This window comes from Salmonella sp. SAL00672 (assembly GCF_046552175.1).
In the GTDB taxonomy this organism is placed as follows: domain Bacteria; phylum Pseudomonadota; class Gammaproteobacteria; order Enterobacterales; family Enterobacteriaceae; genus Salmonella; species Salmonella enterica.
The window spans coordinates 64,184-87,558 of record NZ_JBGDUQ010000009.1 but is presented as its reverse complement, the minus strand read 5'-3'; the positions used below and the strand labels follow the sequence as shown (position 1 = coordinate 87,558).

General features: G+C 55.4%; 21 protein-coding genes. 7 read left to right on the top strand and 14 right to left on the bottom strand.

The features are described 5' to 3' along the window. Positions 1-2 precede the first annotated feature (2 nt). Positions 3-476, bottom strand: a complete 474-nt coding sequence (gene creA / locus ACLJTG_RS18830) for a protein CreA (protein ID WP_000875811.1) — start codon at positions 474-476, stop codon at positions 3-5. 211 nt (positions 477-687) lie between these two features. On the opposite strand from creA, the gene robA reads away from it, so the two are divergent. Further along, positions 688-1,557, top strand: coding sequence for an MDR efflux pump AcrAB transcriptional activator RobA (robA, locus tag ACLJTG_RS18825; protein WP_000371685.1), 870 nt, complete (start codon positions 688-690; stop codon positions 1,555-1,557). Here the strand turns inward: robA and gpmB are convergent. Continuing rightward, positions 1,554-2,201, bottom strand: a complete 648-nt coding sequence (gene gpmB / locus ACLJTG_RS18820) for a 2,3-diphosphoglycerate-dependent phosphoglycerate mutase GpmB (protein ID WP_000942363.1) — start codon at positions 2,199-2,201, stop codon at positions 1,554-1,556. The genes robA and gpmB overlap by 4 nt on opposite strands. 48 nt (positions 2,202-2,249) lie before the next feature. Here gpmB and yjjX point away from each other — a divergent pair, with 48 nt between their 5' ends. Continuing rightward, complete coding sequence (gene yjjX, locus ACLJTG_RS18815; protein WP_001622212.1) at positions 2,250-2,765, top strand: inosine/xanthosine triphosphatase; 516 nt, start codon at positions 2,250-2,252, stop codon at positions 2,763-2,765. Between the two features lie 101 nt (positions 2,766-2,866). Here the strand turns inward: yjjX and trpR are convergent, their stop codons facing one another. Further along, positions 2,867-3,193, bottom strand: coding sequence for a trp operon repressor (gene trpR / locus ACLJTG_RS18810; protein WP_000192005.1), 327 nt, complete (start codon positions 3,191-3,193; stop codon positions 2,867-2,869). 57 nt (positions 3,194-3,250) lie between these two features. Beyond that, positions 3,251-5,221 (bottom strand): murein transglycosylase, encoded by a 1,971-nt coding sequence (sltY, locus tag ACLJTG_RS18805; RefSeq protein WP_410959048.1) that lies wholly within the window; start codon positions 5,219-5,221, stop codon positions 3,251-3,253. A 175-nt stretch (positions 5,222-5,396) separates the two neighbouring features. Between sltY and ettA the strand changes: the two genes are divergently transcribed. Next, a complete protein-coding gene (gene ettA, locus ACLJTG_RS18800; protein WP_000046770.1) occupies positions 5,397-7,064 on the top strand; it encodes an energy-dependent translational throttle protein EttA in 1,668 nt (555 codons plus the stop codon). A 117-nt stretch (positions 7,065-7,181) separates the two neighbouring features. Here ettA and nadR read toward each other — a convergent pair whose 3' ends face one another. From nadR to serB, 3 genes are all read right to left on the bottom strand, one after another. Next, positions 7,182-8,414 carry a multifunctional transcriptional regulator/nicotinamide-nucleotide adenylyltransferase/ribosylnicotinamide kinase NadR gene (nadR, locus tag ACLJTG_RS18795; protein WP_001519486.1) on the bottom strand — a complete coding sequence of 411 codons (1,233 nt, stop codon included), beginning with the start codon at positions 8,412-8,414 and terminating at the stop codon, positions 7,182-7,184. Between the two features lie 150 nt (positions 8,415-8,564). Then, positions 8,565-9,947, bottom strand: coding sequence for a DNA repair protein RadA (gene radA / locus ACLJTG_RS18790; protein WP_001029710.1), 1,383 nt, complete (start codon positions 9,945-9,947; stop codon positions 8,565-8,567). Between the two features lie 83 nt (positions 9,948-10,030). After that, positions 10,031-10,999 carry a phosphoserine phosphatase gene (gene serB / locus ACLJTG_RS18785; protein WP_001132983.1) on the bottom strand — a complete coding sequence of 323 codons (969 nt, stop codon included), beginning with the start codon at positions 10,997-10,999 and terminating at the stop codon, positions 10,031-10,033. 116 nt (positions 11,000-11,115) lie between these two features. On the opposite strand from serB, the gene ACLJTG_RS18780 reads away from it, so the two are divergent. Both ACLJTG_RS18780 and lplA read left to right on the top strand, forming a co-directional pair. Next, positions 11,116-11,760, top strand: coding sequence for a YtjB family periplasmic protein (locus ACLJTG_RS18780; RefSeq protein ID WP_000090067.1), 645 nt, complete (start codon positions 11,116-11,118; stop codon positions 11,758-11,760). Between the two features lie 33 nt (positions 11,761-11,793). Then, positions 11,794-12,810 (top strand): lipoate--protein ligase LplA, encoded by a 1,017-nt coding sequence (gene lplA / locus ACLJTG_RS18775; protein WP_079951512.1) that lies wholly within the window; start codon positions 11,794-11,796, stop codon positions 12,808-12,810. A 4-nt stretch (positions 12,811-12,814) separates the two neighbouring features. On the opposite strand, the gene yjjJ is transcribed toward lplA, so the two are convergent. The 5 genes from yjjJ to deoC all read right to left on the bottom strand — a co-directional run bounded on the left by yjjJ (position 12,815) and on the right by deoC (position 18,751). After that, positions 12,815-14,143, bottom strand: coding sequence for a type II toxin-antitoxin system HipA family toxin YjjJ (gene yjjJ / locus ACLJTG_RS18770; RefSeq protein ID WP_023204489.1), 1,329 nt, complete (start codon positions 14,141-14,143; stop codon positions 12,815-12,817). Positions 14,144-14,321: 178 nt separating this feature from the next. Continuing rightward, positions 14,322-15,041, bottom strand: coding sequence for a purine-nucleoside phosphorylase (gene deoD / locus ACLJTG_RS18765; RefSeq protein ID WP_000224865.1), 720 nt, complete (start codon positions 15,039-15,041; stop codon positions 14,322-14,324). 209 nt (positions 15,042-15,250) lie between these two features. Further along, the gene (deoB, locus tag ACLJTG_RS18760; RefSeq protein WP_000816454.1) at positions 15,251-16,474 is read right to left on the bottom strand and encodes a phosphopentomutase; all 1,224 of its coding nucleotides are present in this window, start codon (positions 16,472-16,474) and stop codon (positions 15,251-15,253) included. 51 nt (positions 16,475-16,525) lie between these two features. Then, on the bottom strand, positions 16,526-17,848 hold the full coding sequence (deoA, locus tag ACLJTG_RS18755) for a thymidine phosphorylase (protein WP_020839629.1): 1,323 nt from the start codon (positions 17,846-17,848) through the stop codon (positions 16,526-16,528). Positions 17,849-17,971: 123 nt separating this feature from the next. Then, the gene (gene deoC, locus ACLJTG_RS18750) at positions 17,972-18,751 is read right to left on the bottom strand and encodes a deoxyribose-phosphate aldolase (RefSeq protein ID WP_001519713.1); all 780 of its coding nucleotides are present in this window, start codon (positions 18,749-18,751) and stop codon (positions 17,972-17,974) included. A gap of 259 nt (positions 18,752-19,010) precedes the next feature. Here deoC and ACLJTG_RS18745 point away from each other — a divergent pair, with 259 nt between their 5' ends. Together ACLJTG_RS18745 and ACLJTG_RS18740 are read left to right on the top strand one after the other, a co-directional pair. Then, a complete protein-coding gene (locus tag ACLJTG_RS18745) occupies positions 19,011-20,561 on the top strand; it encodes a YjjI family glycine radical enzyme (RefSeq protein WP_198898362.1) in 1,551 nt (516 codons plus the stop codon). Next, the gene (locus ACLJTG_RS18740) at positions 20,533-21,396 is read left to right on the top strand and encodes a YjjW family glycine radical enzyme activase (RefSeq protein ID WP_001064947.1); all 864 of its coding nucleotides are present in this window, start codon (positions 20,533-20,535) and stop codon (positions 21,394-21,396) included. The genes ACLJTG_RS18745 and ACLJTG_RS18740 overlap by 29 nt, the downstream gene beginning before the upstream one ends. A 32-nt stretch (positions 21,397-21,428) precedes the next feature. Here the strand turns inward: ACLJTG_RS18740 and ACLJTG_RS18735 are convergent, their stop codons facing one another. Together ACLJTG_RS18735 and ACLJTG_RS18730 are read right to left on the bottom strand one after the other, a co-directional pair. After that, complete coding sequence (locus ACLJTG_RS18735) at positions 21,429-22,202, bottom strand: metal-dependent hydrolase (protein WP_023220994.1); 774 nt, start codon at positions 22,200-22,202, stop codon at positions 21,429-21,431. Beyond that, entirely contained in the window at positions 22,199-23,272 is a 1,074-nt protein-coding gene (locus ACLJTG_RS18730; protein WP_000531538.1) for a patatin family protein, read from the bottom strand. The genes ACLJTG_RS18735 and ACLJTG_RS18730 overlap by 4 nt, the downstream gene beginning before the upstream one ends. Between the last annotated feature and the right edge of the window lie 103 nt (positions 23,273-23,375).

The window sequence follows — 23,375 nt, the reverse complement described above, 5'->3', positions numbered from 1 at the left end:
TGTTATTGTCGCCACGGCATGACCGGCACCGCGCTGATGGCGTTCTTCGGCGACCCGTCGACTACTTTGTCGGAGTAGGCCAGATACGCCAGCGTGTTGCGTTTCTCATCATAGAAACGCACGACCTGCAATGACTTAAATATCAATGAGGTGCGTTTTTTGAAAACCACCTCTCCCTGCGCCTTGCCGTTCTTAATTTTGTCGCTCAGTTCAATAGGCCCGACCTGCTGACAAGAGATGGCGGCGTCAGACGTATCTTCCGCCAGCCCCAATCCGCCTTTTATGCCGCCCGTTTTCGCCCGGCTAACATAGCACGTCACGTTTTTGACATCAGGATCGTCAAAAGCTTCCACCACGATTTTATGGTCAGGACCGAACATTTTAAATACCGTATCGACTGAACCAATTTGTTCCGCACGGGCGCTCTGCCCCAGCAGCAACAAAATTGAGAAAAGTACTAAGCTCTTGTATTTCATATTGTTACCATTCATAAAAGTTACGTTGCGTAATTATTAGACATTCTAAAATAAAATGGTTATAGATCACAGGATTAGAATAATTACCTGTCACGTTGCCTAAAAAAAGCATTTAAGCTCAAAAAAAACACTGAATGCTAAAAGAACAAAAAATGCTATTATCCTCTTACCTGATATCGGGTGCTCGTTGTTGAAAGGATGGGGATATTTTATGGATCAGGCTGGCATAATTCGCGACCTGTTAATCTGGCTGGAAGGTCATCTGGATCAGCCGCTGTCACTTGACAATGTGGCGGCAAAAGCAGGCTATTCCAAGTGGCACCTGCAGAGAATGTTTAAGGACGTGACGGGCCACGCCATTGGCGCTTACATCCGCGCCCGTCGTTTATCGAAATCAGCAGTGGCGCTGCGTTTGACCGCGCGTCCAATTCTGGATATTGCTCTTCAGTACCGCTTCGATTCTCAGCAAACCTTTACGCGCGCCTTTAAGAAACAGTTTTCCCAGACGCCAGCGCTGTATCGTCGCTCCTCGGAATGGAGCGCCTTTGGCATTCGCCCGCCATTACGGCTGGGCGAGTTTACCGTGCCGGAACATCAGTTCGTTACGCTGGAAGATACGCCACTCCTTGGCGTCACGCAGAGCTATTCCTGCTCGCTGGAACAGATTTCCGACTTCCGCCACGAAATGCGCGTGCAATTCTGGCATGATTTCCTCGGTCATTCGCCAACTATTCCGCCTGTGCTTTATGGGCTTAATGAAACGCGCCCCAGCATGGAGAAAGACGATGAGCAGGAAGTATTCTATACCACCGCACTGCCGCAAGAGCAGGCCGATGGCTATGTTCAGTCGGCGCATCCTGTGCTGTTGCAGGGCGGTGAATACGTCATGTTCACCTATGAAGGGTTAGGAACCGGCGTGCAGGATTTTATCCTGACCGTTTACGGCACCTGTATGCCAATGCTGAATCTGACCCGTCGTAAAGGACAGGATATAGAGCGATACTACCCGTCAGAAGATACCAAAACCGGCGATCGCCCTATCAACCTGCGCTGCGAATTTCTGATCCCGATTCGTCGTTAACGCTGTAGCTCATCCAATGCAGGGGCGTCCAGATGCGAAACGTCCCCTGCGGTTTCTACCACCCACCCAGACGCCAGCCACTGGCTTTCCTGGTAATCGATGCGGGAAATAGAGCAGTTGCGCAAACGTAACCGGCGTTCCGCCCAGGCGGGTAGTCCCAGTATAGTACTAACCAGACAGCCCAACGCGATACCGTGACTGACTAATAAAGGTCGGCTGCCCTGCGGTAGCTCCAGACAGGACGCCAGCGCGGCATGAACGCGATCGCTCAACTCCTGCATCGATTCCCCACCGGGAATACGACCATCCTGCGTGCCGTTGACTAACTGACGACGCCAGCCCTCTTCTTCTTCCGTCAGCGAATCGATCTGGCGCTTTTCCAGCACGCCCATATCCAGCTCGCGCAGGCGGGAGTCAAAGGTAATATCACACCCGCACGCCTGGGCGATAATCTCCGCCGTGCGTTTTGTGCGGCCTAAATCGCTGCTGATGATATGGGTGATGCCGAGGCTGCGGGCGCGTTCTCCTACCTGCATGGCCTGCTGCTCGCCTTTTGCTGTCAGGGGACTGTCCGATTGGCCCTGAATACGTCGCTCGGCGTTCCACTGCGTTTCACCGTGGCGAACAAGGTATACCTGTAACATATTTTTTTTCCGTTATACTGCGATAAATTTTTAAAACTGAGCTTAATTATGCACCAGGTTATCTCTGCGACCACCAATCCTGCCAAAATTCAGGCAATTCTACAGGCATTTGAAGAGATTTTCGGCGAAGGATCGTGCCATATTACGCCCGTCGCCGTCGAGAGCGGCGTACCGGAGCAGCCCTTCGGAAGCGAGGAAACGCGTGCTGGCGCACGAAATCGCGTGGATAATGCGCAACGCCTGCACCCACAAGCTGATTTCTGGGTAGCCATTGAAGCCGGAATTGACGATGACGCCACCTTCAGTTGGGTGGTGATTGATAACGGCGTTCAGCGCGGTGAAGCGCGATCGGCCACGCTGCCGCTGCCCGCCGTCATTCTCGACAGAGTCCGCCAGGGGGAAGCGCTTGGCCCAGTGATGTCGCAGTACACAGGTATTGACGAGATTGGCCGCAAAGAGGGCGCCATTGGCGTGTTTACCGCCGGAAAATTAACGCGCTCCAGCGTTTACCACCAGGCGGTGGTTCTGGCGTTAAGCCCGTTTCATAACGCGGTGTATCGATAATTATTTGCGCTATGTTGTAGGCCTGATAAGCACAGCGCCATCAGGCATTTCGCAGCGATGTTGCCGGATGGCCGCTTCGCCTTATCCGGCCTACAAGCAAATCAGGCGCTTTTCAGCAGTATCTGCTCAAGCCAATGACGCAGTTCAACCGGCGCGGATTTCAGACTGTTTGACCCGCGCGTGATGGTGGCGATGCCCGCCCCCAGCTCGGTTTTCAACTCGCGCTGACTCATTTCGCCACGCAGCAACTCCTCAATAATGCGCACGCGCGTTCCCAGCGCTTCACGCTCGTCCGGCGTAAGCATCAGTTGTAATAAAGGCAGATGCAGATCCTCTGCATATGCCTGACGGAGTAACTCCACAAAACGAAGCCACTCCTGATTACGTTGTTCGGCGATAGCCGATGAATAAGGGGAATGCTGGGTCATGTTATACCGCCGTTTGTACTGTTACACGAGTACAAATGATAACATAACCCGTCTGCATTAATACCGTTGCTGCCACTCAGAGTCGCTCATTAAGGCCTCTTTCTGCCCCATAAAGTGGCGATAGTAAGCGTCATAGGCCAGAACGTTTTTCACGTAGCCGCGCGTTTCCGAAAAGGGAATGCTTTCGACAAACGCTACGGCATCGATACGCCCGGCGCTATTACCCAGCCAGGTGCGCACGCGCCCCGGCCCGGCGTTATACGCCGCCGAGGCGAAAATACGGTTATTACCAAACTGCTGATAGACATACTGCAAATAGCTGGTGCCAATGTTGATGTTGGTCTCCGGCTCCAGCAGTTGGCCGGGGCCGCGGTAGTCCGGAATCGAAAACATTTTCACCGTATGGGTGGCCGTTCCCGGCATAATCTGCATTAAGCCGCTGGCCCCTACCGGCGATTTTACTTTCGGGTTCCAGGCGCTCTCCTGGCGGGCAATCGCCATGGCATAGCTTTGTGAGATATCTTTTCCGCGGGTATAGCGGGTAAAAAGATCGTTATACGCCAGCGGGAAACGCTCCTCCAGATGATCCCACAGTTTTCCGGCGATCGTCGCCTGTACGCTCAGATCCCACCAGTGCTGGTTAAACGCATAGCGCGCCAGCTGCGCCTGTTCAGATTTACTACGGCTTTTTACCAGATTCGCCCATTCGCTGCGCGCCGTGTTATCCAGGTTCCAGTACATCAGCTCCCGTACACGCGCCATCTCCGGCCCCTGCGTCAACGCGCTGTTTACGTTGGCGGGCGCTTTATCGATTTTAAGCGTGTACTCTTCGCCTAAACGCTGCGCTGCGACCATCGGATAAAAACCGCGCTTCTGCATTAAAGCATGAAGGATCTCTTTCGCTTCGGCGTCACGACCGCGCTCTAGCAATAAATCCGCCTGCCAGTAACGCCACTCGTCTTTCTCTTTCGCCTCCATTGGCAGTCGGGCAAGCCAGGTATTGAGACCGCGACGATCGCCCATCCCCAGCGCCATACGCACGCGCCGCTCGATAAGCGACGTCGATTGCGAGCGCATAATCGCGTCATCGCGCCATTTCGCCTGCGCATCGGTCACATCGTTGCCCATCAGTCGCCAGGCAACGATATCGCGCAGCGCCTGCGTTTGTTCCTCATTAAGTTTCTGCGCCTGTACCAGCGAGGGGATCATCAGACGCGCATTTTCCGCGTCCTGGCGGGCGACGCTGGCAAACGCGACTTCCGCCATCTGGCGGGTAAAATCGGTGGCGCCGGTGGTGCGTGCGAAGGTCAACACGTTATTAGGGTCATTAGCCAGGGTAATGATCGCTGAGGCGATCGTTTGATATTCCGCCGGCATCTGTCCGGCCAGCACCGTAACCAACCCCGTATTTCCGGCTTTCATCGCCAGCCGAATACGTTCCAGATACGCCAGCGGGTCTTGCTTGCCGGAGGCCCGCCAAATGCTGAAAAGTTTATCGCAGGCATTCGGCTGACTTTTGCCGGTCAGCCAAAGGTCTTTCGCGCCCTGCCAGGCCGCTTCCGTTTGCCCGGTACTCCATTTCGCGTAGTAATAGTTACATTGCGCTTCCGTGGTGCCGGGTTTCTCCGGGCTAAACGCCAGCAAGCCGCGCCAGTCTTCACGACGCGCCAGCTCATTGACGAAGCGCGATTGCAGCGTACGCGCAGGCGGAAGCGTAGGATTGGCGCGCACAAACTGCGTGACGGCAATCGCCGGTTGGTTCATCAAATCGTCGGTGATCTTACGGTATTCCAGATACGGGTAGAGCGGATAATCTTTCAGACCCGGCATCATCTGCTCTACCACATCCATCTGGCGGTTGTCCCAGGCCTGCTTAATCTGCGCATAGCGGTTACGCTGCTCTTCCAGTGAGTCGGCCCGCGCGAGGTGACAAAAGGTCAGCAGGCATACGCAGGCGGCGACGAGACGCCAGACAAATGGTTTGGCTCTATCCACAAGCACTTCCTCAATTGTTATCCAATGCAGCATCATGCCGCGTAATGAATTTATGCTAACCAGTCATAGCCATTTGCGCCACGTTACGGACACTTTTTTACTTTTATTGCGAGTGCGATCTGCTGGCTGGGCTTAGGCAGGGAAAAAGGCTACACTTCGCCTCTGACATCTATTCACCATCACGATAAACATAGAGGCGAAGTCCAACGTGGCTCAATTCGTTTATACCATGCATCGTGTCGGCAAAGTGGTTCCGCCGAAACGTCATATTCTGAAAAACATCTCGCTGAGCTTCTTCCCTGGCGCCAAAATCGGCGTGCTGGGCCTTAACGGCGCCGGTAAGTCTACCCTGCTGCGCATCATGGCGGGTCTCGATAAAGATATCGAGGGCGAAGCGCGCCCGCAGCCCGGCATTAAGATTGGCTACCTGCCGCAGGAACCTCAGCTAAACCCGGAACACACGGTACGCGAGTCGATTGAAGAGGCCGTTTCGGAAGTGGTTAACGCCCTCAAACGTCTGGATGAAGTGTACGCGCTGTATGCCGATCCGGATGCCGACTTCGACAAGCTGGCTGCAGAGCAGGGCCGGCTTGAAGAGATTATCCAGGCGCACGACGGTCATAACCTGAACGTGCAGCTTGAGCGCGCTGCTGACGCCCTGCGTCTGCCGGACTGGGATGCCAAAGTCGAAAAACTGTCCGGCGGCGAGCGCCGCCGCGTGGCGCTGTGCCGTCTGTTGCTGGAAAAGCCGGACATGCTGCTGCTCGACGAACCCACCAACCACCTGGATGCCGAATCTGTTGCGTGGCTGGAACGTTTCCTGCACGACTTCGAAGGCACCGTCGTGGCGATTACCCACGACCGTTACTTCCTCGATAACGTTGCCGGTTGGATTCTGGAACTTGACCGCGGCGAAGGTATTCCGTGGGAAGGCAACTACTCCTCCTGGCTGGAGCAGAAAGATCAGCGTCTGGCGCAGGAAGCGTCTGCCGAAGCAGCGCGCCGTAAATCCATTGAGAAAGAGCTGGAGTGGGTGCGTCAGGGCGCGAAAGGCCGTCAGTCGAAAGGTAAGGCGCGTCTGGCTCGCTTTGAAGAACTGAACAGCGTTGAGTATCAGAAACGTAACGAAACCAACGAACTGTTTATTCCACCAGGACCGCGTCTGGGCGACAAAGTCATTGAAGTCAGCAACCTGCGTAAATCCTACGGCGACCGCGTACTGATCGATGACCTGAGCTTCTCGGTACCGAAAGGCGCTATCGTCGGGATCATCGGGCCAAACGGCGCGGGTAAATCGACCCTGTTCCGCATGATGTCCGGTCAGGAGCAGCCTGATAGCGGCACCATTACGCTGGGTGAAACCGTCAAGCTGGCCTCGGTCGATCAGTTCCGCGACGCGATGGACAACAGCAAAACCGTCTGGGAAGAAGTGTCCGGCGGGCTGGATATCATGAAGATCGGCAATACCGAAATGCCAAGCCGCGCCTATGTAGGCCGCTTCAACTTCAAAGGCGTCGATCAGGGCAAACGCGTTGGCGAACTGTCCGGCGGTGAGCGCGGTCGTTTGCACCTGGCGAAACTGCTGCAGGTGGGCGGCAACGTCCTGCTGCTCGACGAACCGACGAACGACCTGGATATCGAAACCCTGCGCGCGCTGGAAAACGCCCTGCTGGAGTTCCCTGGCTGCGCGATGGTTATCTCGCACGACCGTTGGTTCCTTGACCGTATCGCCACCCACATTCTGGATTATCAGGATGAAGGTAAGGTGGAATTCTTCGAAGGTAACTTTACCGAATACGAAGAGTACAAGAAACGCACGCTGGGCGCCGAGGCGCTGGAGCCGAAGCGTATCAAGTACAAGCGTATTGCCAAATAAATGTCTGAATGCCGGGTGGCGCTTGCGCTTACCCGGCCTACAAACCCAGCGATTCCAATACGTTGTGAAACTGTAGGCCTGATAAGACGCGGTAAGCGTCGCATCAGGCATTGGTTCTTATCCCTGCTCGCCCATCATCTCTTTCACCAGTTCCACACAGCGCAAAAAGCGGCCATCGTAGTCAGCCTCTTTAACGTGAACGAACTCAATGTTGTTCTCTTTCAGCATCTCGACCAACAGGCTCTGGAACGCTTTGCGATCCACTGAACTGCCCAGGCTTCGCAGTCCGTCAGCTACCCACGGCGTATTATTCTCCAGCAAAATCACCAGGTCGAAGCGATACTCGTCGATCAGCGCCTGGACAAACGGATGCTCGCGCCCTTCGTATTTTTTGCAAAATGCCTGGGTGGTGACGAAATCGGTATCGATAAACGCCACTTTATTCGCATATTTCACTGCGAAATCAATATATTGCGCATGACCCAGCGCGATTTTATCGTAGTCGGAATACTGTAACGCCATCTCATCGCCGCCCAGATGCGAAAAGACATAGTCGCGGCCATATTCCCAGGCGCTGGTGGTATTAAAAATATTGGCGAGCTTATTGACCAGCGTAGACTTGCCGCTTGATTCCCCGCCCAGAATCGCGACGGTACGCACGAAAAACGGCTTCACTTCGGTAGGAATATATTCCCAGTAACGAAACGGATTTTCGCGGATTTGCGCCCCGCTGATATTCATAAACGTGCGTTCAGGATCGACCAGCACCGTCTCAATCCCTAAATGCTCCAGGTACTGCGGCGCATCAGCCTCTTCGGAAGTGTAGATCCAGCTCGGCTGTATTCCCTTCTCTGCCATAAACGCTTTAATGCCGTTGCTCCAGACGTCCCAGCCATGCGGATAAGGCTCCATCCCCTCTTCATTAAAGGCGTGGATGCGAATATTTTTTTGGTATTTGAAGGTTTGCAATAACCAGCGCAGGCGATCCGACACGGTGGGCTGCTGCGACATGGCGCTATCCTCAAACAGCCCGCGGTCGCGCGTATCGTCATATCCCATAATGATGTGCAACTCATCCACCTGGCTACAGGCGCGCTGGATCAAGTAGATGTGTCCGGTATGCAATGGATAAAATTTACCGAACACCACGCCAATGTTTTTCTGTCGGCGGGGAAACTCCAGCCCGAGAAAACGGTGTAGCGCCTCCAGTTTTTGCGCGCTGGGGCTTTTGATTTTGGCGTTAAGTAACTGACTCAGATATCCCTTGGTCATACCGCTGGCGTCAGCCACCTGTTGCAGAGTGCAACCTTGCTGCTTAATCGCGGTTTTGAGATAGTCGAACGATGACACAAGAGCCTCCTGCTGGAAAAATCGCATAACACTGCCTGATGGCGCTTCGCTTATCAGGCCTACAACATCAATCCGTATCAATCCGTAGGCCGGATAAGACGCATTGCGTCGCCATCCGGCAAATTATACAACATCACTACATACAGCGAATTATAAGTCGTCAAACACGCTTAACGCATCTGCGAGCTTTTTAACACCGAACACCTGCATTCCTTCCGGCGGCTTTTTCGGTACGTTGGCGGCAGGCACAATCGCCCGACGAAAACCGTGTTTCGCCGCCTCGGAAATACGCTCCTGCCCGCTCGGCACCGGACGAATCTCGCCTGCCAGCCCCACTTCGCCAAACACCACCAGATCCTGCGGCAACGGCCTGTCACGCAGGCTGGAGACCATCGCCAGCAGTAAAGCCAGATCCGCGCTGGTTTCGGTGACTTTCACGCCGCCGACCACGTTAACGAAGACGTCCTGATCCGACATTTGCAGACCGCCGTGTCGGTGTAGCACCGCCAGCAGGATTGCCAGACGGTTTTGTTCCAGACCGACCGCCACGCGTCTGGGGTTCGCCATCATCGAGTGATCGACCAGCGCCTGAATCTCCACCAGCAACGGTCGCGTGCCTTCCCAGACGACCATCACTGAACTGCCGGAAGTGACCTCATCGCCACGGCTTAAAAAGATGGCGGACGGATTGCTCACTTCGCGCAACCCCTGTTCGGTCATGGCGAAGACGCCCAGCTCATTGACTGCGCCAAAGCGGTTTTTGTGGCTGCGCAGCGTGCGGAAACGAGAATCAGCGTCGCCGTCGAGCAATACTGAGCAATCGATACAGTGTTCCAGCACTTTCGGCCCCGCCAGCGACCCGTCTTTGGTGACGTGGCCGACCATCACGATCGCCACGCCGCGCGTTTTGGCGAAGCGCGTCAGGTAGGCTGCCGTTTCGCGGACCTGGGCGACGCTGCCTGGCGACGACTGGATATCCGCCATATGCATCACCTGTATAGAGTCGATCACCATTAGCTTCGGCTGTTCTTCTTCCGCTATCAGGCAGATCTGCTCGATGCTGGTTTCGGAGAGCATATTCAGGTTGGCGGTCGGCAGGCCGAGACGGTGCGCGCGCATCGCCACCTGCTGTAGCGACTCTTCGCCGGTGACGTACAGCGTTTTCATCTGCTCGGCAAGTTTGCACAGCGTTTGCAGCAGCAACGTTGATTTGCCCGCGCCGGGGTTACCGCCAATCAAAATGGCGCTGCCGGGTACCACCCCGCCGCCCAGCACGCGGTCAAACTCTTTAAAACCGGTAGAAAAGCGCGGCAGTTCCTCAAGACTGATGTCAGACAGTTTCTGCACTTTTGATACGCCCGCACTGCCGGCGTATCCGCTCAGACGTTCGTTACGCGCCACCGTCGGCGACGCGGCAAGGCGCACCTCGGTAATGGTGTTCCAGGCATGGCAGGCGCTGCATTGCCCCTGCCAGCGCGGGTAATCGGCCCCGCATTCATTACAAACAAAGGCGCGTTTTGGAGCTTTTGCCACGTTTTACCTCTTTCGTTAACGCTGTTGCCGGATGGCGCTGGCGCTTATCCGGCCTACGGTCGCCTTGCCATTGGGCAGGTTAATCATTTCTGGTTCATGCTGCCGGAGAGAATGCAAAACACGCCCATCAGGTCAGCGTGGCGGATCGTAATCTCCGTCTTTTCGTTTACTTTTGGCTTGGCATGGAAGGCAATACCTAACCCTGCCGCTTTGATCATTGGCAGATCGTTAGCGCCGTCGCCAATCGCCACCGTCTGCGCCAGCGGGATGTCATGCTCTTGCGCCAGACGAAGCAAGGTATTGGCTTTATACTCAGCATCCACAATATCGCCGATAACGTGACCGGTAAATTTACCGTCCATGATCTCCAGCTCATTGGCGACCGCCGCCGTCAGGCGTAGCTGGTCACGCAGATAGTCGGCGAAGAAAGTGAAGCCGCCGGAGGCGATAGCGATTTTCCAGCCAAGCGCTTCCAGTTTTAGCACCAACTGCGTTAATCCTGGCATTAGCGGCAGATTCCCGCGCACCTGACGCAAAATATCGGCATCCGCGCCTTTCAGCGTCGCCACGCGGCTGCGCAGGCTGGCGGTAAAATCAAGCTCGCCGCGCATCGCGCGCTCCGTCACTTCAGCCACCTTCTCACCGGTACCGGCCAGCTTAGCGATTTCATCGATACACTCAATTTGGATCGCCGTGGAATCCATATCCATCACCAGCAGCCCCGGCGTGCGCAGATGCGGAATTTTACCCAGCGGCGCGACATCCAGCTGCGCCTCATGCGCCAGCCGCGTCGCACGCGGCGTCAGCGACCCCGCCAGACGAATGACCTGATAATCCTCCACGCACCAGGCGGCGACAATCACCATTGCGGCACCCAGTTTGGTCTGATATTGAGTTAAACGCTGCTTATCCAGCCCGCGCCCATACAGCAGCCAACCGCTGCGGCCTGCATGGTAATCCAGAGGCATCACCTCGTCGCCGCTTAAAGAAAGAGGCAAACCAGGCCATAAAGAGACATCTTCAGGCAGATCGCACCAGGTAATGTTAGGCATTAAAGCTCCTGTAAATCGTTCAGGCCGGTAACCGCCCCGCGGAAAATAACGCATGAGGCTACCTTGTAACCATCGCTTCTGGCAACATTAAGCCTCAAATTTTCAGCAGGTGGAATATGGCTCGCGCAAAACTGAAATTTCGGCTGCATCGTGCAGTCATTGTATTGTTCTGTCTCACACTGCTCGTCGCGCTTATGCAGGGCGCGTCCTGGTTCAGTCAAAACCACCAGCGACAGCGCAATCCGCAGCTGGAAGAGCTGGCCCGCACGCTGGCGCGCCAGGTGACGCTCAACATCGCCCCGCTGATGCGCAGCGAAACACCGGATGAAAATCGCATCAACGCCGTGCTGCGTCAGCTCACGCAAGAGAGCCGTATTCTGGATGCCGGCGTCTATGATGAACAGGGCGATCTTATTACTCGCGCTGGCGAAAGCGTCAACGTGCGCGACAGGCTGGCGCTGGATGGCAAAAAAGCGGGCAGCTATTTTAACCAACAAATTGTCGAGCCTATCCAGGGGAAAAACGGCCCATTGGGCTACCTGCGTCTGACGCTGGATACCCACACGCTGGCCACCGAAGCAAAGCAGGTCGATAACACCACCAACATTCTACGCCTGATGCTGCTACTCTCGCTGGCGATAGGCGTGGTGCTGACGCGCACCTTGCTACAAGGTAAACGCACCCGCTGGCAGCAGTCGCCCTTCCTGTTAACGGCCAGCAAGCCTGTTCCGGAAGAGGAAGAGCGTGAGGAAAAAGAGTAAAATGACGGCTTAATAAAGGTAAGGAAAACCACCATGACAACATTACGCCTGCTTATTTCTGACTCTTACGATCCCTGGTTTAACCTGGCGGTCGAGGAGTGCATTTTCCGCCAGATGCCCGCCACCCAGCGCGTGCTGTTCCTGTGGCGCAACGCGGATACGGTGGTCATTGGACGCGCGCAAAACCCGTGGAAAGAGTGTAATACGCGGCGTATGGAAGAAGATAATGTCCGTCTGGCCCGCCGTAGCAGCGGCGGCGGCGCGGTATTCCATGACCTCGGTAATACCTGCTTTACCTTTATGGCTGGTAAACCGGAATACGATAAAACCATCTCCACCCATATTGTGCTCGCGGCGCTGAATTCGCTGGGGGTCATGGCCGATGCTTCGGGACGCAACGATCTGGTCGTAAAAACGCCGGACGGCGATCGCAAAGTCTCCGGTTCAGCCTATCGCGAAACCAAAGATCGCGGCTTCCATCACGGTACGCTGCTGTTGAACGCCGACCTCAGCCGTCTGGCGAACTATCTGAATCCAGATAAAAAGAAACTTGCGGCGAAAGGAATCACTTCCGTTCGCTCCCGCGTAGCCAATCTTACCGAGCTATTACCGGGTATCACCCATGAACAGGTCTGCCTGGCGGTCACAGAAGCCTTTTTCGCCCATTACGGCGAACGCGTCGACGCGGAAGTGATTTCACCGGATAAAACGCCGGATCTACCGAATTTTGCCGAAACCTTTGCGCGCCAGAGCAGTTGGGAGTGGAATTTCGGCCAGGCACCAGCGTTCAGCCATCTGCTGGACGAGCGTTTCACCTGGGGCGGCGTCGAGCTGCATTTTGACGTCGAGAAAGGTGTGATTACCCGCGCACAGGCGTTTACCGATAGCCTGAACCCGGCACCGCTGGAAGCGCTGGCGGGGCGACTGCAAGGGTGTCAGTATCGGGCGGATGTGTTGGAGCAGGCCTGCGAATCTTTAATTGCTGAATTCCCGGCTCAGAAAGGTGAGCTGCGGGAACTGGCTGCGTGGATGGCTCAAGCTGTACGCTAAGCGTCTACGCCAGCCGCCCGATGGTCTGCGCGGCTAACTTCAATTTTCCCACCATCGCGCGGGCAATCTCCTGAAAGCCCGCGCTGATGCGTTTATCATCAGCGACCAGCACCCAAAAGCGCTCGGCCAACGGCAAGGCAAATTCCCACGCTTTCTTATCGATTGTGGCCTCCACACGAATGTCGACAGGCGCGTAGCGCAACATGCCCGATGCCGCCGGAGCGTAAGCCATCGGCAACATATCATAGACAGGCGCGAGCGCCATCGGGGCATCGGAGTAATAAAACGAGAGGTTACCCGCATGCATATCGCTGTTGGCGATAAGCCGACCAAACGCCCAAATTTTCTCAATTTGCTGATGGGCAACAGCATCTATAATGCCCTGCCCGGCAAGCCGATGCGTGACCACCGGCCAGATGCCTGGCGAAGATGCATACTCGCCTTGCAACGCCTCCAGGGAAACAATTTGCCGACGACCACGTATCCCGGTGCAGTCGAAGCGAATGCTTTCCAGAAAGACCTGTCCTCCCTCGCTGCAAATAGCCGTGGCTAAGCTGGCGTTGATGCTGGCGGCAGAAAGCACGGCTAATGCGATGGACTCGGCAATCAAGAGGTCGCTCCAGCGTTCAGAAACGGCGTTCCTTTCACGCGCACTGAATTTCACCAGTACGTTCTGATTGCCCCATCTTGTTTCTGCAAAACAGGCAAATTTAGGCTGCTCACCACCAGCTGAAGAGCCAATGACCTCACCTGCGAGCGCGTCTTCCGCCAGCTGCTGATAGCGATTGAGTTTTTCGGACTGCGTAATCGCCGTCGCATCCGGCGCGGTCACCCAACGCTGGTAATTCTCCTCACCCACGATCCAGCCGCCCGCATTTTCACCCTGATACGCCCGCAGCGCATACAGGACTTCATCCTCTTGCCACAACCGGATGTCATCAGGCAGATGCGCATACCCAGCCACGGCCCTTCCCCAAGCTCGCCCAAGGAATCCCTGTGGCCTAAGATCGGTCAGATACCATGGCAGGCTGTCAAACCATTGCCATTCACCTGTATCAAGCGCAACCAGGCAACTCCCCTGAGGCCAACACGGATAAAGAACGCCAAACTTAGCGGCCTGTCCTTGTGCATTGACCTGCCAGAGGGGAAAGGCCGCGACGCCGCGAACAGGCCGAACAAGCGCGTAGCGCGTAGCACGAGCTTTACCAAACTGGATGACGTCCTGATGCGCGGAAACCAGACGAGAGAACGTCGCCTGACTAACGGCCAGCGATGATCTTAATTCAGCGGCGGAACTCGGCCCCTGTAAGAGCAAATCGGTTAATGCGCTCATAGATGAATAGATTAATGAATAGATACTTGAATGGATTTAAGGACACAGCCCTTTGATTGTCAATACAAACAAAGAAAGAGCGAGAGGAAAGATGAATAGATTATCAGAAGAGAGTGGATATAACGCTGGCATTACCCGGACCAGGCCTTGACGCACCTCGTCCGGGTCGATTTGCTGCTTACTCCTGGTCGCCCAGCAGCACGGATTCCAGCGCGATTTTGATCATGTCGTTGAAGGTCGTCTGACGTTCAGCGGCAGTGGTCTGCTCGTGGGTACGGATATGGTCGGACACGGTGCAGATGGTCAGCGCTTTCGCACCGAACTCAGCCGCAACGCCGTAGATGCCCGCCGCTTCCATCTCTACGCCCAGTACGCCGTATTTTTCCATCACGTCGAACATTTCGCCGTCCGGAGAATAGAACAGGTCTGCGGAGAACAGGTTGCCTACGCGCGCGTCTACGCCCAGCGCTTTTGCCGCGTCAACCGCGTTACGGACCATGTCGAAGTCAGCGATAGCCGCGAAGTCATGATCTTTGAAACGAATACGGTTCACCTTGGAGTCGGTGCAGGCACCCATACCGATCACCACGTCGCGCAGTTTGACGTCCATGCGCACAGCGCCGCAGGAGCCGACGCGAATGATTTTCTTCACGCCGAAATCGGTGATCAGCTCTTTGGTGTAGATGGAGCAGGACGGGATACCCATACCGTGGCCCATCACGGAGATCTTACGGCCTTTGTAAGTCCCGGTGAAACCTAACATGCCGCGAACGTTGTTCACTTCGCGAACATCTTCGAGGAAAGTCTCAGCAATGTGCTTCGCGCGCAGCGGGTCGCCCGGCATCAATACGACGTCAGCGAAATCACCCATTTCTGCATTAATATGTGGAGTTGCCATCTTCAGTTCCCTTTAAATTTGTTGTTATTGCCTGATGGCGGCTACGCCTTATCAGGCCTACAAAACGTGTGTCAAAACAGTGAAATACCCTAAGGATTTCGCGTTGTAGGAAGGCGACGAATTCGTGAATCCCCGGGAGCATAGATTAACTATGTGACCGGGGTGAGCGAATGAAGCCAACGCATCTACAGCGTGAAAGACAACGGGTATCACAGCATGTTTTTACCGTAGTCCATTGGCGATGTACCAAAGTAGGTCGCCAGCGTCTGGCCGATATCCGCAAAGGTTTCACGGTGACCTAAAGAGCCCGGTTTGACTTTCGGGCCGTAGATCAGCACCGGAATGTGCTCACGGGTATGGTCAGTACCGGTCCAGCTCGGGTCACAGCCGTGGTCAGCGGTCAGGATCAGAATGTCATCTTCCCCCACCAGCTCCATCAGTTCCGGCAGACGGCGGTCAAACAGCTCCAGGCCTGCGGCGTAGCCCGCGATGTCGCGACGGTGGCCCCAGGAAGAGTCGAAGTCGACGAAGTTAGTGAAGACGATGGTTTTATCGCCCGCTTCTTTCATCTCTTTGAGGGTCGCGTCGAACAGCGCGTCCAGACCGGTCGCTTTCACTTTCTTAGTGATGCCGCAGTTGGCGTAGATGTCGGCAATCTTACCGACGGACACCACGTGGCCCTGTTTTTCATCGACCAGTTTCTGCAGCACAGTCGGCGCTGGCGGTTCTACGGCCAGGTCGTGACGGTTGCCGGTACGCTGGAAGTTACCGGCCTTGTCGCCGATAAACGGACGCGCGATCACGCGGCCAATGTTGTAGCCGCCTTCGGTCAGCTCTTCACGGGCGATTTCGCACAGCTCGTAGAGTTTATCCAGGCCAAAGGTCTCTTCGTGGCAGGCAATCTGGAACACGGAGTCAGCGGAGGTGTAGAAAATCGGCTTGCCGGTTTTCATGTGCTCTTCGCCGAGCTGGTCCAGAATGACCGTACCGGAAGAGTGGCAGTTACCGAGATAGCCCGGCAGGTTGGCGCGTTTCACCAGCTTATCCAGCAGTTCCTGCGGGAAGCTGTTTTCGTGATCGCTGAAATAACCCCAGTCGAACAGCACCGGCACGCCAGCGATTTCCCAGTGGCCGGACGGCGTATCTTTGCCGGAAGACAGTTCGTGCGCCCATGCGTATGCGCCAATGACGTCCGCGTTGCCGTCCATACCTGCGGCAATTTTACCGGTAGAACCTTCATGCGCTTTCACCAGCCCCAGACGAGTCAGGTTAGGCAGATTCAGCGGGCCTTTACGGCCATTGTCAGCTTCGCCTTTGGCACAAGCTTCTGCGATGTGGCCCAGCGTGTCGGAACCTACGTCGCCAAAACGATCCGCGTCTTCAGTAGCGCCGATGCCGAATGAGTCCAGCACCATAATAAATGCACGTTTCATATTTTCTCCGTACTTAGTGCTTCAAAAATAATTGATCAGATCAGTATACAACTATTCAGTAATTCGACGATAGACCGAAGGTGTGCTTGCTGGCGCTTTATCGTCAAGGATAATTGCCGCTTTGACGGCCTTCGCCGCTTCCTGCCAACTGGCTTCGTCTTTGGCATGAATCACTGCCAGCGGGCGCTGTCCATCAATGCTGTCGCCCAGACGCGCCATATCGGTAAAACCGACGCTGTAATCAATAGTGTCTGACGCCTGGCGACGACCGCCGCCCATCGAGACGACCGCCATCCCCAGCGCACGCGTATCCATTGCGCTGATAAACCCTTCGGTATCAGCATATACCGCTTTGCTCAATATGGCGGTCGGCAGGTATTTATCGTAGTTCTCAACGAAATCGCTCGGCCCTTTCTGCGCGGCCACCATACGACCAAAGACTTCTGCCGCTTTACCGTTATCCAGCACCGCCTGCAGTTTGGCACGCGCTTCGGCGTCGTCTTTCGCCAGCTGGCCGGAGATCAGCATCTCCACGCATAGCGCCATAGTGACGTCAAACAAGCGCGGATTGCGGTATTCACCGGTCAGGAACTGCACGGCTTCACGCACTTCCACCGCGTTACCGGCGCTTGAAGCCAGCACCTGGTTCATATCGGTTAACAACGCCGTAGTGCGAACTCCCGCGCCGTTTGCCACGCCGACAATCGCTTCAGCAAGGGCTTCAGAAAGTTCATAGGTTGGCATAAACGCGCCGCTGCCGACTTTGACGTCCATTACCAGCGCATCCAGCCCTTCGGCCAGTTTCTTGGCGAGGATGGAGCCGGTGATCAGCGGAATAGAGTCCACCGTCGCGGTAATATCGCGGGTGGCGTAAAAACGTTTGTCCGCCGGTGCAAGCGAGCTGGTTTGCCCAATAATCGCCACACCCACGTCTTGAATAATTTCGCGGAAACGGTTGTCGTCCGGGAAGATATCGAAGCCCGGGATCGCTTCCAGTTTGTCGAGCGTACCGCCGGTATGTCCGAGGCCGCGACCGGAGATCATCGGCACATAACCGCCGCAGGCCGCTACCATTGGCCCCAGCATCAGAGACGTCACGTCCCCTACGCCGCCGGTCGAATGCTTATCGACAATCGGGCCATTGAGATTCAGGCTTTTCCAGTCAAGGACAGTACCGGAATCCCGCATCGCCATGGTCAGCGAAACACGCTCCGGCATGGTCATATCGTGGAAGAAGATGGTCATCGCCAGGGCGGCAATCTGCCCTTCAGAGATAGTATTGTCACGAATACCATTGATAAAGAAACGAATTTCTTCGTCACTCAACGCATGACCATCACGCTTTTTACGAATAATTTCTTGTGCGAGAAACACGGTACCCTCCTGAGGGAAAAGAGTAGAAGGCTTACATCGCCGGATGGCGGTTAACGCCTTATCCGGCCTACAGGCCTGGATTTGTAGGCCGGATAAGCGCAGCGCCATCCGGCAAATCAGAGCTTAGTAGCTGCTGGCGCTCTTACCGTCGCCGTGACCCAGCGCTTTCAGCAGGCTTGCCAGCAGGCTGGATGCGCCAAAGCGGTAGTGACGAGAATCTGCCCAGTCAGCGCCAAACAGTTCGTCTGCGATCGCGAGGAATTTCTGCGCGTCTTCCGCCGTACGTACGCCGCCCGCCGGTTTGAAGCCAACGGTTTTGGAAACGCCCATGTCGCGGATCACTTCCATCATGATGCGCGCGCTTTCCGGCGTAGCGTTTACCGGCACTTTACCGGTAGAGGTTTTGATGAAATCCGCACCGGCTTTAATGGAGATTTCAGAGGCTTTACGAATCAGCGCCTCTTCTTTCAGCTCGCCGGTTTCGATAATCACTTTCAGCAATACGTTCGCTGCGGCACAAGCGTCTTTACAGGCTTTTACCAGGTCAAAACCCACCTGCTCGTTACCGGCGATCAACGCGCGGTACGGGAATACCACGTCCACTTCGTCAGCGCCGTAGGCGATCGCCGCACGGGTTTCCGCCAGCGCAATATCGATGTCATCATTGCCATGCGGGAAGTTAGTCACCGTTGCAATGCGGATGTCCGGGGTACCTTGTTCTTTCAGAGTCTTACGCGCAATCGGGATAAAACGCGGGTAAATACAAATCGCCGCCGTATTCCCGACCGGGGTTTTTGCCTGATGACACAACGCGATCACTTTTTCATTGGTGTCGTCATCGTTCAGAGTGGTCAGATCCATCAGTTTGAGCGCACGCAGGCTGCTTGCTTTTAAATCAGTCATGACATTCTCCAACGGCATTGCCGTATAAAATTTCACCTTGCGAGTCTGTTAATATTCTAACATTCACTCGCGATTACACTTCGATATACATCACAGTTAATGAAAACTACGTACAAATTTGCATTACTGTAATGAGATCTGAATCAAATTATCCCGCCGTCACCGCCTGTTCTTCGAGCGATAAGCGCATCAGGATCAAAGTCGGTTTGCCGCCATTTTCTACAATAGCGCATCGTCCCGGCATAAAGAGGAAACGAAGATGCCTGCCTCATGCGAAACTGCGCTCCAGCAGCGTTGCCAGCAAATTGTGACCAGCCCGGTGCTCACGCCTGAACAAAAACGCCATTTTCTGGCGCTGGAAGCTGAAAACGCCCTGCCTTATCCCCCCCTGCCGGAAGATGCCCGCCAGGCGCTGGATGAAGGTGTCATTTGCGATATGTTTGAGGGGCACGCCCCCTTCAAACCGCGCTACGTGTTGCCCGATTACGCCCGATTTCTGGCTAACGGTTCACAGTGGCTGGAACTGGAAGGCGCGAAAGATCTGGATGATGCGTTATCCCTACTCACCATTCTGTATCATCACGTTCCTTCCGTGACGTCCATGCCGGTTTATCTCGGCCAGCTTGATGCGTTGCTGCAACCGTATGTTAGAATTCTAACACAAGATGCGATCGATATTCGAATAAAACGTTTCTGGCGTTATCTCGACAGAACGCTGCCAGACGCCTTTATGCATGCCAATATTGGCCCTGCCGATACGCCTGTCACACAAGCGATTTTGCGCGCCGATGCCGAGCTAAAGCAGGTGGTGCCTAACCTGACGTTTATCTACGATGCGGAAATTACGCCGGACGATCTGCTGCTGGAGGTCGCCAAAAACATTTGCGAATGCAGTAAGCCACACATTTCCAACGGCCCTGTAAATGATAAAATTTTCACAAAAGGCCATTATGGCATCGTCAGTTGTTATAACTCGCTACCGCTTGGCGGCGGCGGCAGTACGCTGGTACGTCTCAACCTGAAAGCCGTGGCAGAACGCAGTACGTCTGTCGATGACTTCTTTTCACGCACGCTACCGCACTACTGCCGACAGCAGATCGCCATCATTAATTCACGATGTGAATTCCTCTATGAAAAGTCACATTTCTTTGAGAATAGCTTTCTTGTACAGGAAGGTTTGATCGATCCCGAACGTTTTGCGCCGATGTTCGGTATGTACGGGCTGGCGGAAGCCGTGAATCTGCTGTGCGAAAACGCGGGCCTGACCGCCCGTTACGGCAAGAATGATACGGCGAACGAGCTGGGCTACCGTATTAGCACCCAACTGGCGGATTTCGTCGAAAATACGCCAGTGAAGTATGGCTGGAAGCAACGGGCGCTGCTCCATGCCCAGTCTGGCATCAGTTCCGATATTGGCACTACGCCGGGCGCGCGTCTGCCGTATGGCGATGAACCGGACCCTATCACCCATTTGCAAACCGTCGCGCCGCACCATGCCTTTTACCATGCCGGGATCAGCGACATTCTGACGCTGGACGAAACCATCAAGCGTAATCCGCAGGCGCTGGTTCAGCTTTGTCTTGGCGCGTTCAAAGCCGGGATGCGGGAATTTACCGCCAATGTCAGCGGCAACGATCTGGTGCGCGTCACCGGTTATATGGTGCGCCTGTCGGATCTGGCGAAATTTCGCGCCGAAGGCTCGCGTACGAATACCACCTGGCTGGGAGAAGAAGCCGCACGTAATACCCGCATCCTGGAACGACAGCCACGCGTAGTCAGCCATGAACAACAGATGCGCTTTAGTCAGTAAGATCATTGCGTTTTCCTGCGTCGATGGGCCAGGCAGCCGCCTGGCATTATTCTTACAGGGCTGCAATTTGCGCTGCAAGAATTGCCATAACCCGTGGACGATGGGACGCTGTAACGACTGCGGGGAATGCGTATCGCAGTGTCCGCACCACGCCCTCAGCGTTGATGGCGGGAAAGTGGTATGGCGGTCGGACGTCTGCGAGCAGTGCGATACCTGCCTGAAAATGTGCCCACAGCAGGCAACGCCAATGGCGCAGACCATGAGCGTTGACGATGTGCTGCGTCATATTCGTAAAGCATCGCTGTTTATTGAAGGTATTACCGTCAGCGGCGGAGAGGCGACCACGCAATTACCGTTTATTGTGGCGCTATTTACGGCGATCAAAGCCGATCCGCAGTTACAACGGCTGACCTGTCTGGTGGACAGTAATGGTCAGTTAAGCGAGACCGGCTGGCAGAAACTACTGCCGGTTTGCGACGGCGTAATGCTCGATCTGAAAGCCTGGAAGAGCGAGTGTCATCACCGTCTGACCGGACGTGATAACACGCATATTAAGCACAGTATCCGCTTTCTTGCTGCGCGGGGAAAACTGGCGGAGCTGCGGTTGCTGGTTATCCCGAATCAGGTGGACTATGCGGCGCATATCGATTCACTGGCGGCGTTTATTACTTCGCTGGGCGAGGTTCCGGTGCGTTTGAATGCCTTTCATGCGCACGGCGTCTATGGCGAAGCGAAAGCCTGGCCAGGCGCGACGCCGCAAGAGGTGGAACGGCTGGCTGACGGATTGCGCGCGCGTGGGGTGGCGAAGCTGATTTTGCCGGCGCTATATTTGTAAGCGTCGCCTGCCGGACGGCGGCTGCGATGCCATCAGAGCCGAAACAAGGTAATGGTATTGCGATACAGCGTATCGGCTATCACCTCTGCGGGCTCCGGACGTAATTCGCAGAGCGCATCAAATACGCGCGCCGCCTGCTCCGGGCGGTTCGGCTGCCCCTGAAACCCTTTTAGCGGCATATCCGGCGCATCGGTCTCCAGCAACAGCGCGTCCAGCGGCAACCGCGCCATAACATCACGGGTTTTACTGGCGCGCGGGTAGGTGATGGTGCCACCGACGCCGATTTTATAGCCCAGTTGCACAAAACGTTCGGCCTGTTGCAGACTGCCGGCAAAACCATGCACCACACCGGTTCGCGGCAAACTCTGGCGCTTTAAGTGCATCGCCAGTTTGTCATGCGTGCGCCGCGAGTGCAGGATCACCGGCAGATCGTAGCGTTTTGCCAGTTGCAGTTGCGCGTCTAAAAATCGCTCTTGCCTGGCGAACTGCGGGTCGTCGCGATAAAGATCGAGCCCGATCTCGCCTACCGCCACGACGTTCTGTTGCTGCGCCAGCGCCTGTTGCAGCTTATCAGGATCGTCATCGGCATGACGCTCAATCACAATGGGGTGCAATCCCAGCGCAGCATAAAGCGACGGGAAACGCGCCGCCAGCGCCAGCACGCGGGGAAAGTGCGCCGCCTCGGTCGCCGGCACGATGATTTTTTCAACGCCCGCCTCACAGGCACGCTGAATACTGACGCGCTCATCGCCCGTAAAGGGCGGGAAATCAAAATGGCAGTGTGTATCGATAAAGCGCCAGCTCACGCCAGATCCTCGTCGGTAAATGTGGTGTCGTTTGCCTGCGGCGCGCTAATGACCTCCGCCACATGCGTATCATTGGCCACCGGCGCCGGAGGCACGACCACCGTTTCCGGCACGGCAATCCGCGACGAATGGCGCAAGAGAGGCGGCGTTGCGGCGAGCAATTTACCAACGGTGGCAAGGAAATAACGCCCGCATAATTGCCCGGTTTTGTAATCCTCACGCAGCGCCGGGATACGGCTGCCCAGCGCCATGCTGTGCAGCGGTTTCGGCGGATAAATTTCAATGATTCGCAGCTTACCCGGCGGCTTTTCAATAAATTGTTGGATCGCGCTGTAGGACGTTTCATGATGCTGCACCAGGTTGACCAACGGCTGTAGACTGCTCTCCCCCAGCCAGCGCTCCATACGCTTAAACCACTGCGGCGTGTAATACATTTGCGAGGGTACGGTGCGGATCACCACAATGGTTTTCGCTCCCCGCTTTGCCGCCTCCTGAACCGGAATGGCGTCGCTAATGCCACCGTCCAGATAGTTGATGCCCTCTAACGTAACGCCGGTACGGTAGAAACCCGGTATGGCGCTGGAGGCGCGAATGATATCAAGCCAGTTTTGTTTTGTCGGCGAGAAATAGCCCGGCGTGTAATCATCCCCCCGGCAAGCGCACATATAAAAGGATTTTCCGCTGTCGAACAGGCGCGCTGCGGTATCCATCTGCAGCGGCATCCGGGCGGCGGTGGATTCCACCAGCCAGTCGAGGTCAATAAGGTTTCCTCCGCGTACAAATCGTAGCGGATCAAAAAATTCGCGCCTGGTGGTATAGCGCATAATGACTTTGCGCCCGTAGCCGGGCTGGTTGCAGAGATACGCCGAGAGATTTTGCGCACCGGCTGATGTGCCGAAGTAGAGATGGAAAGGATTAAACTGCGCACGCATAAACTCATCCAGCACGCCTGCGGTAAAGATGCCCCGCTGCCCCCCGCCCTCACAGACCAGCGCCATACGGCCTGGCCGGAACGGTGTTAATGATAACGGCGCAATATTGCCGAGCGTAACCGGTATTCGCTGGCCCACCTCTGCCTTCCTGTTTTTCATTTTTTTCCAGGCTGACAAGGTAACGCAAAACGTTAACGGCTAAAACCGTAAAAGCCAGTCCGCTGGACTGGCTTGATAGCAA

Bases quoted from the DNA above. Each gene is read 5' to 3' on its own strand.
- creA (WP_000875811.1), bottom strand. From the start codon at position 476: ATGAAATACAAGAGCTTAGTACTTTTCTCAATTTTGTTGCTGCTGGGG.
- robA (WP_000371685.1), top strand. From the start codon at position 688: ATGGATCAGGCTGGCATAATTCGCGACCTGTTAATCTGGCTGGAAGGT.
- gpmB (WP_000942363.1), bottom strand. From the start codon at position 2,201: ATGTTACAGGTATACCTTGTTCGCCACGGTGAAACGCAGTGGAACGCC.
- yjjX (WP_001622212.1), top strand. From the start codon at position 2,250: ATGCACCAGGTTATCTCTGCGACCACCAATCCTGCCAAAATTCAGGCA.
- trpR (WP_000192005.1), bottom strand. From the start codon at position 3,193: ATGACCCAGCATTCCCCTTATTCATCGGCTATCGCCGAACAACGTAAT.
- sltY (WP_410959048.1), bottom strand. From the start codon at position 5,221: ATGCTGCATTGGATAACAATTGAGGAAGTGCTTGTGGATAGAGCCAAA.
- serB (WP_001132983.1), bottom strand. From the start codon at position 10,999: ATGCCTAACATTACCTGGTGCGATCTGCCTGAAGATGTCTCTTTATGG.
- ACLJTG_RS18780 (WP_000090067.1), top strand. From the start codon at position 11,116: ATGGCTCGCGCAAAACTGAAATTTCGGCTGCATCGTGCAGTCATTGTA.
- lplA (WP_079951512.1), top strand. From the start codon at position 11,794: ATGACAACATTACGCCTGCTTATTTCTGACTCTTACGATCCCTGGTTT.
- yjjJ (WP_023204489.1), bottom strand. From the start codon at position 14,143: ATGAGCGCATTAACCGATTTGCTCTTACAGGGGCCGAGTTCCGCCGCT.
- deoD (WP_000224865.1), bottom strand. From the start codon at position 15,041: ATGGCAACTCCACATATTAATGCAGAAATGGGTGATTTCGCTGACGTC.
- deoB (WP_000816454.1), bottom strand. From the start codon at position 16,474: ATGAAACGTGCATTTATTATGGTGCTGGACTCATTCGGCATCGGCGCT.
- deoC (WP_001519713.1), bottom strand. From the start codon at position 18,751: ATGACTGATTTAAAAGCAAGCAGCCTGCGTGCGCTCAAACTGATGGAT.
- ACLJTG_RS18745 (WP_198898362.1), top strand. From the start codon at position 19,011: ATGCCTGCCTCATGCGAAACTGCGCTCCAGCAGCGTTGCCAGCAAATT.
- ACLJTG_RS18740 (WP_001064947.1), top strand. From the start codon at position 20,533: ATGAACAACAGATGCGCTTTAGTCAGTAAGATCATTGCGTTTTCCTGC.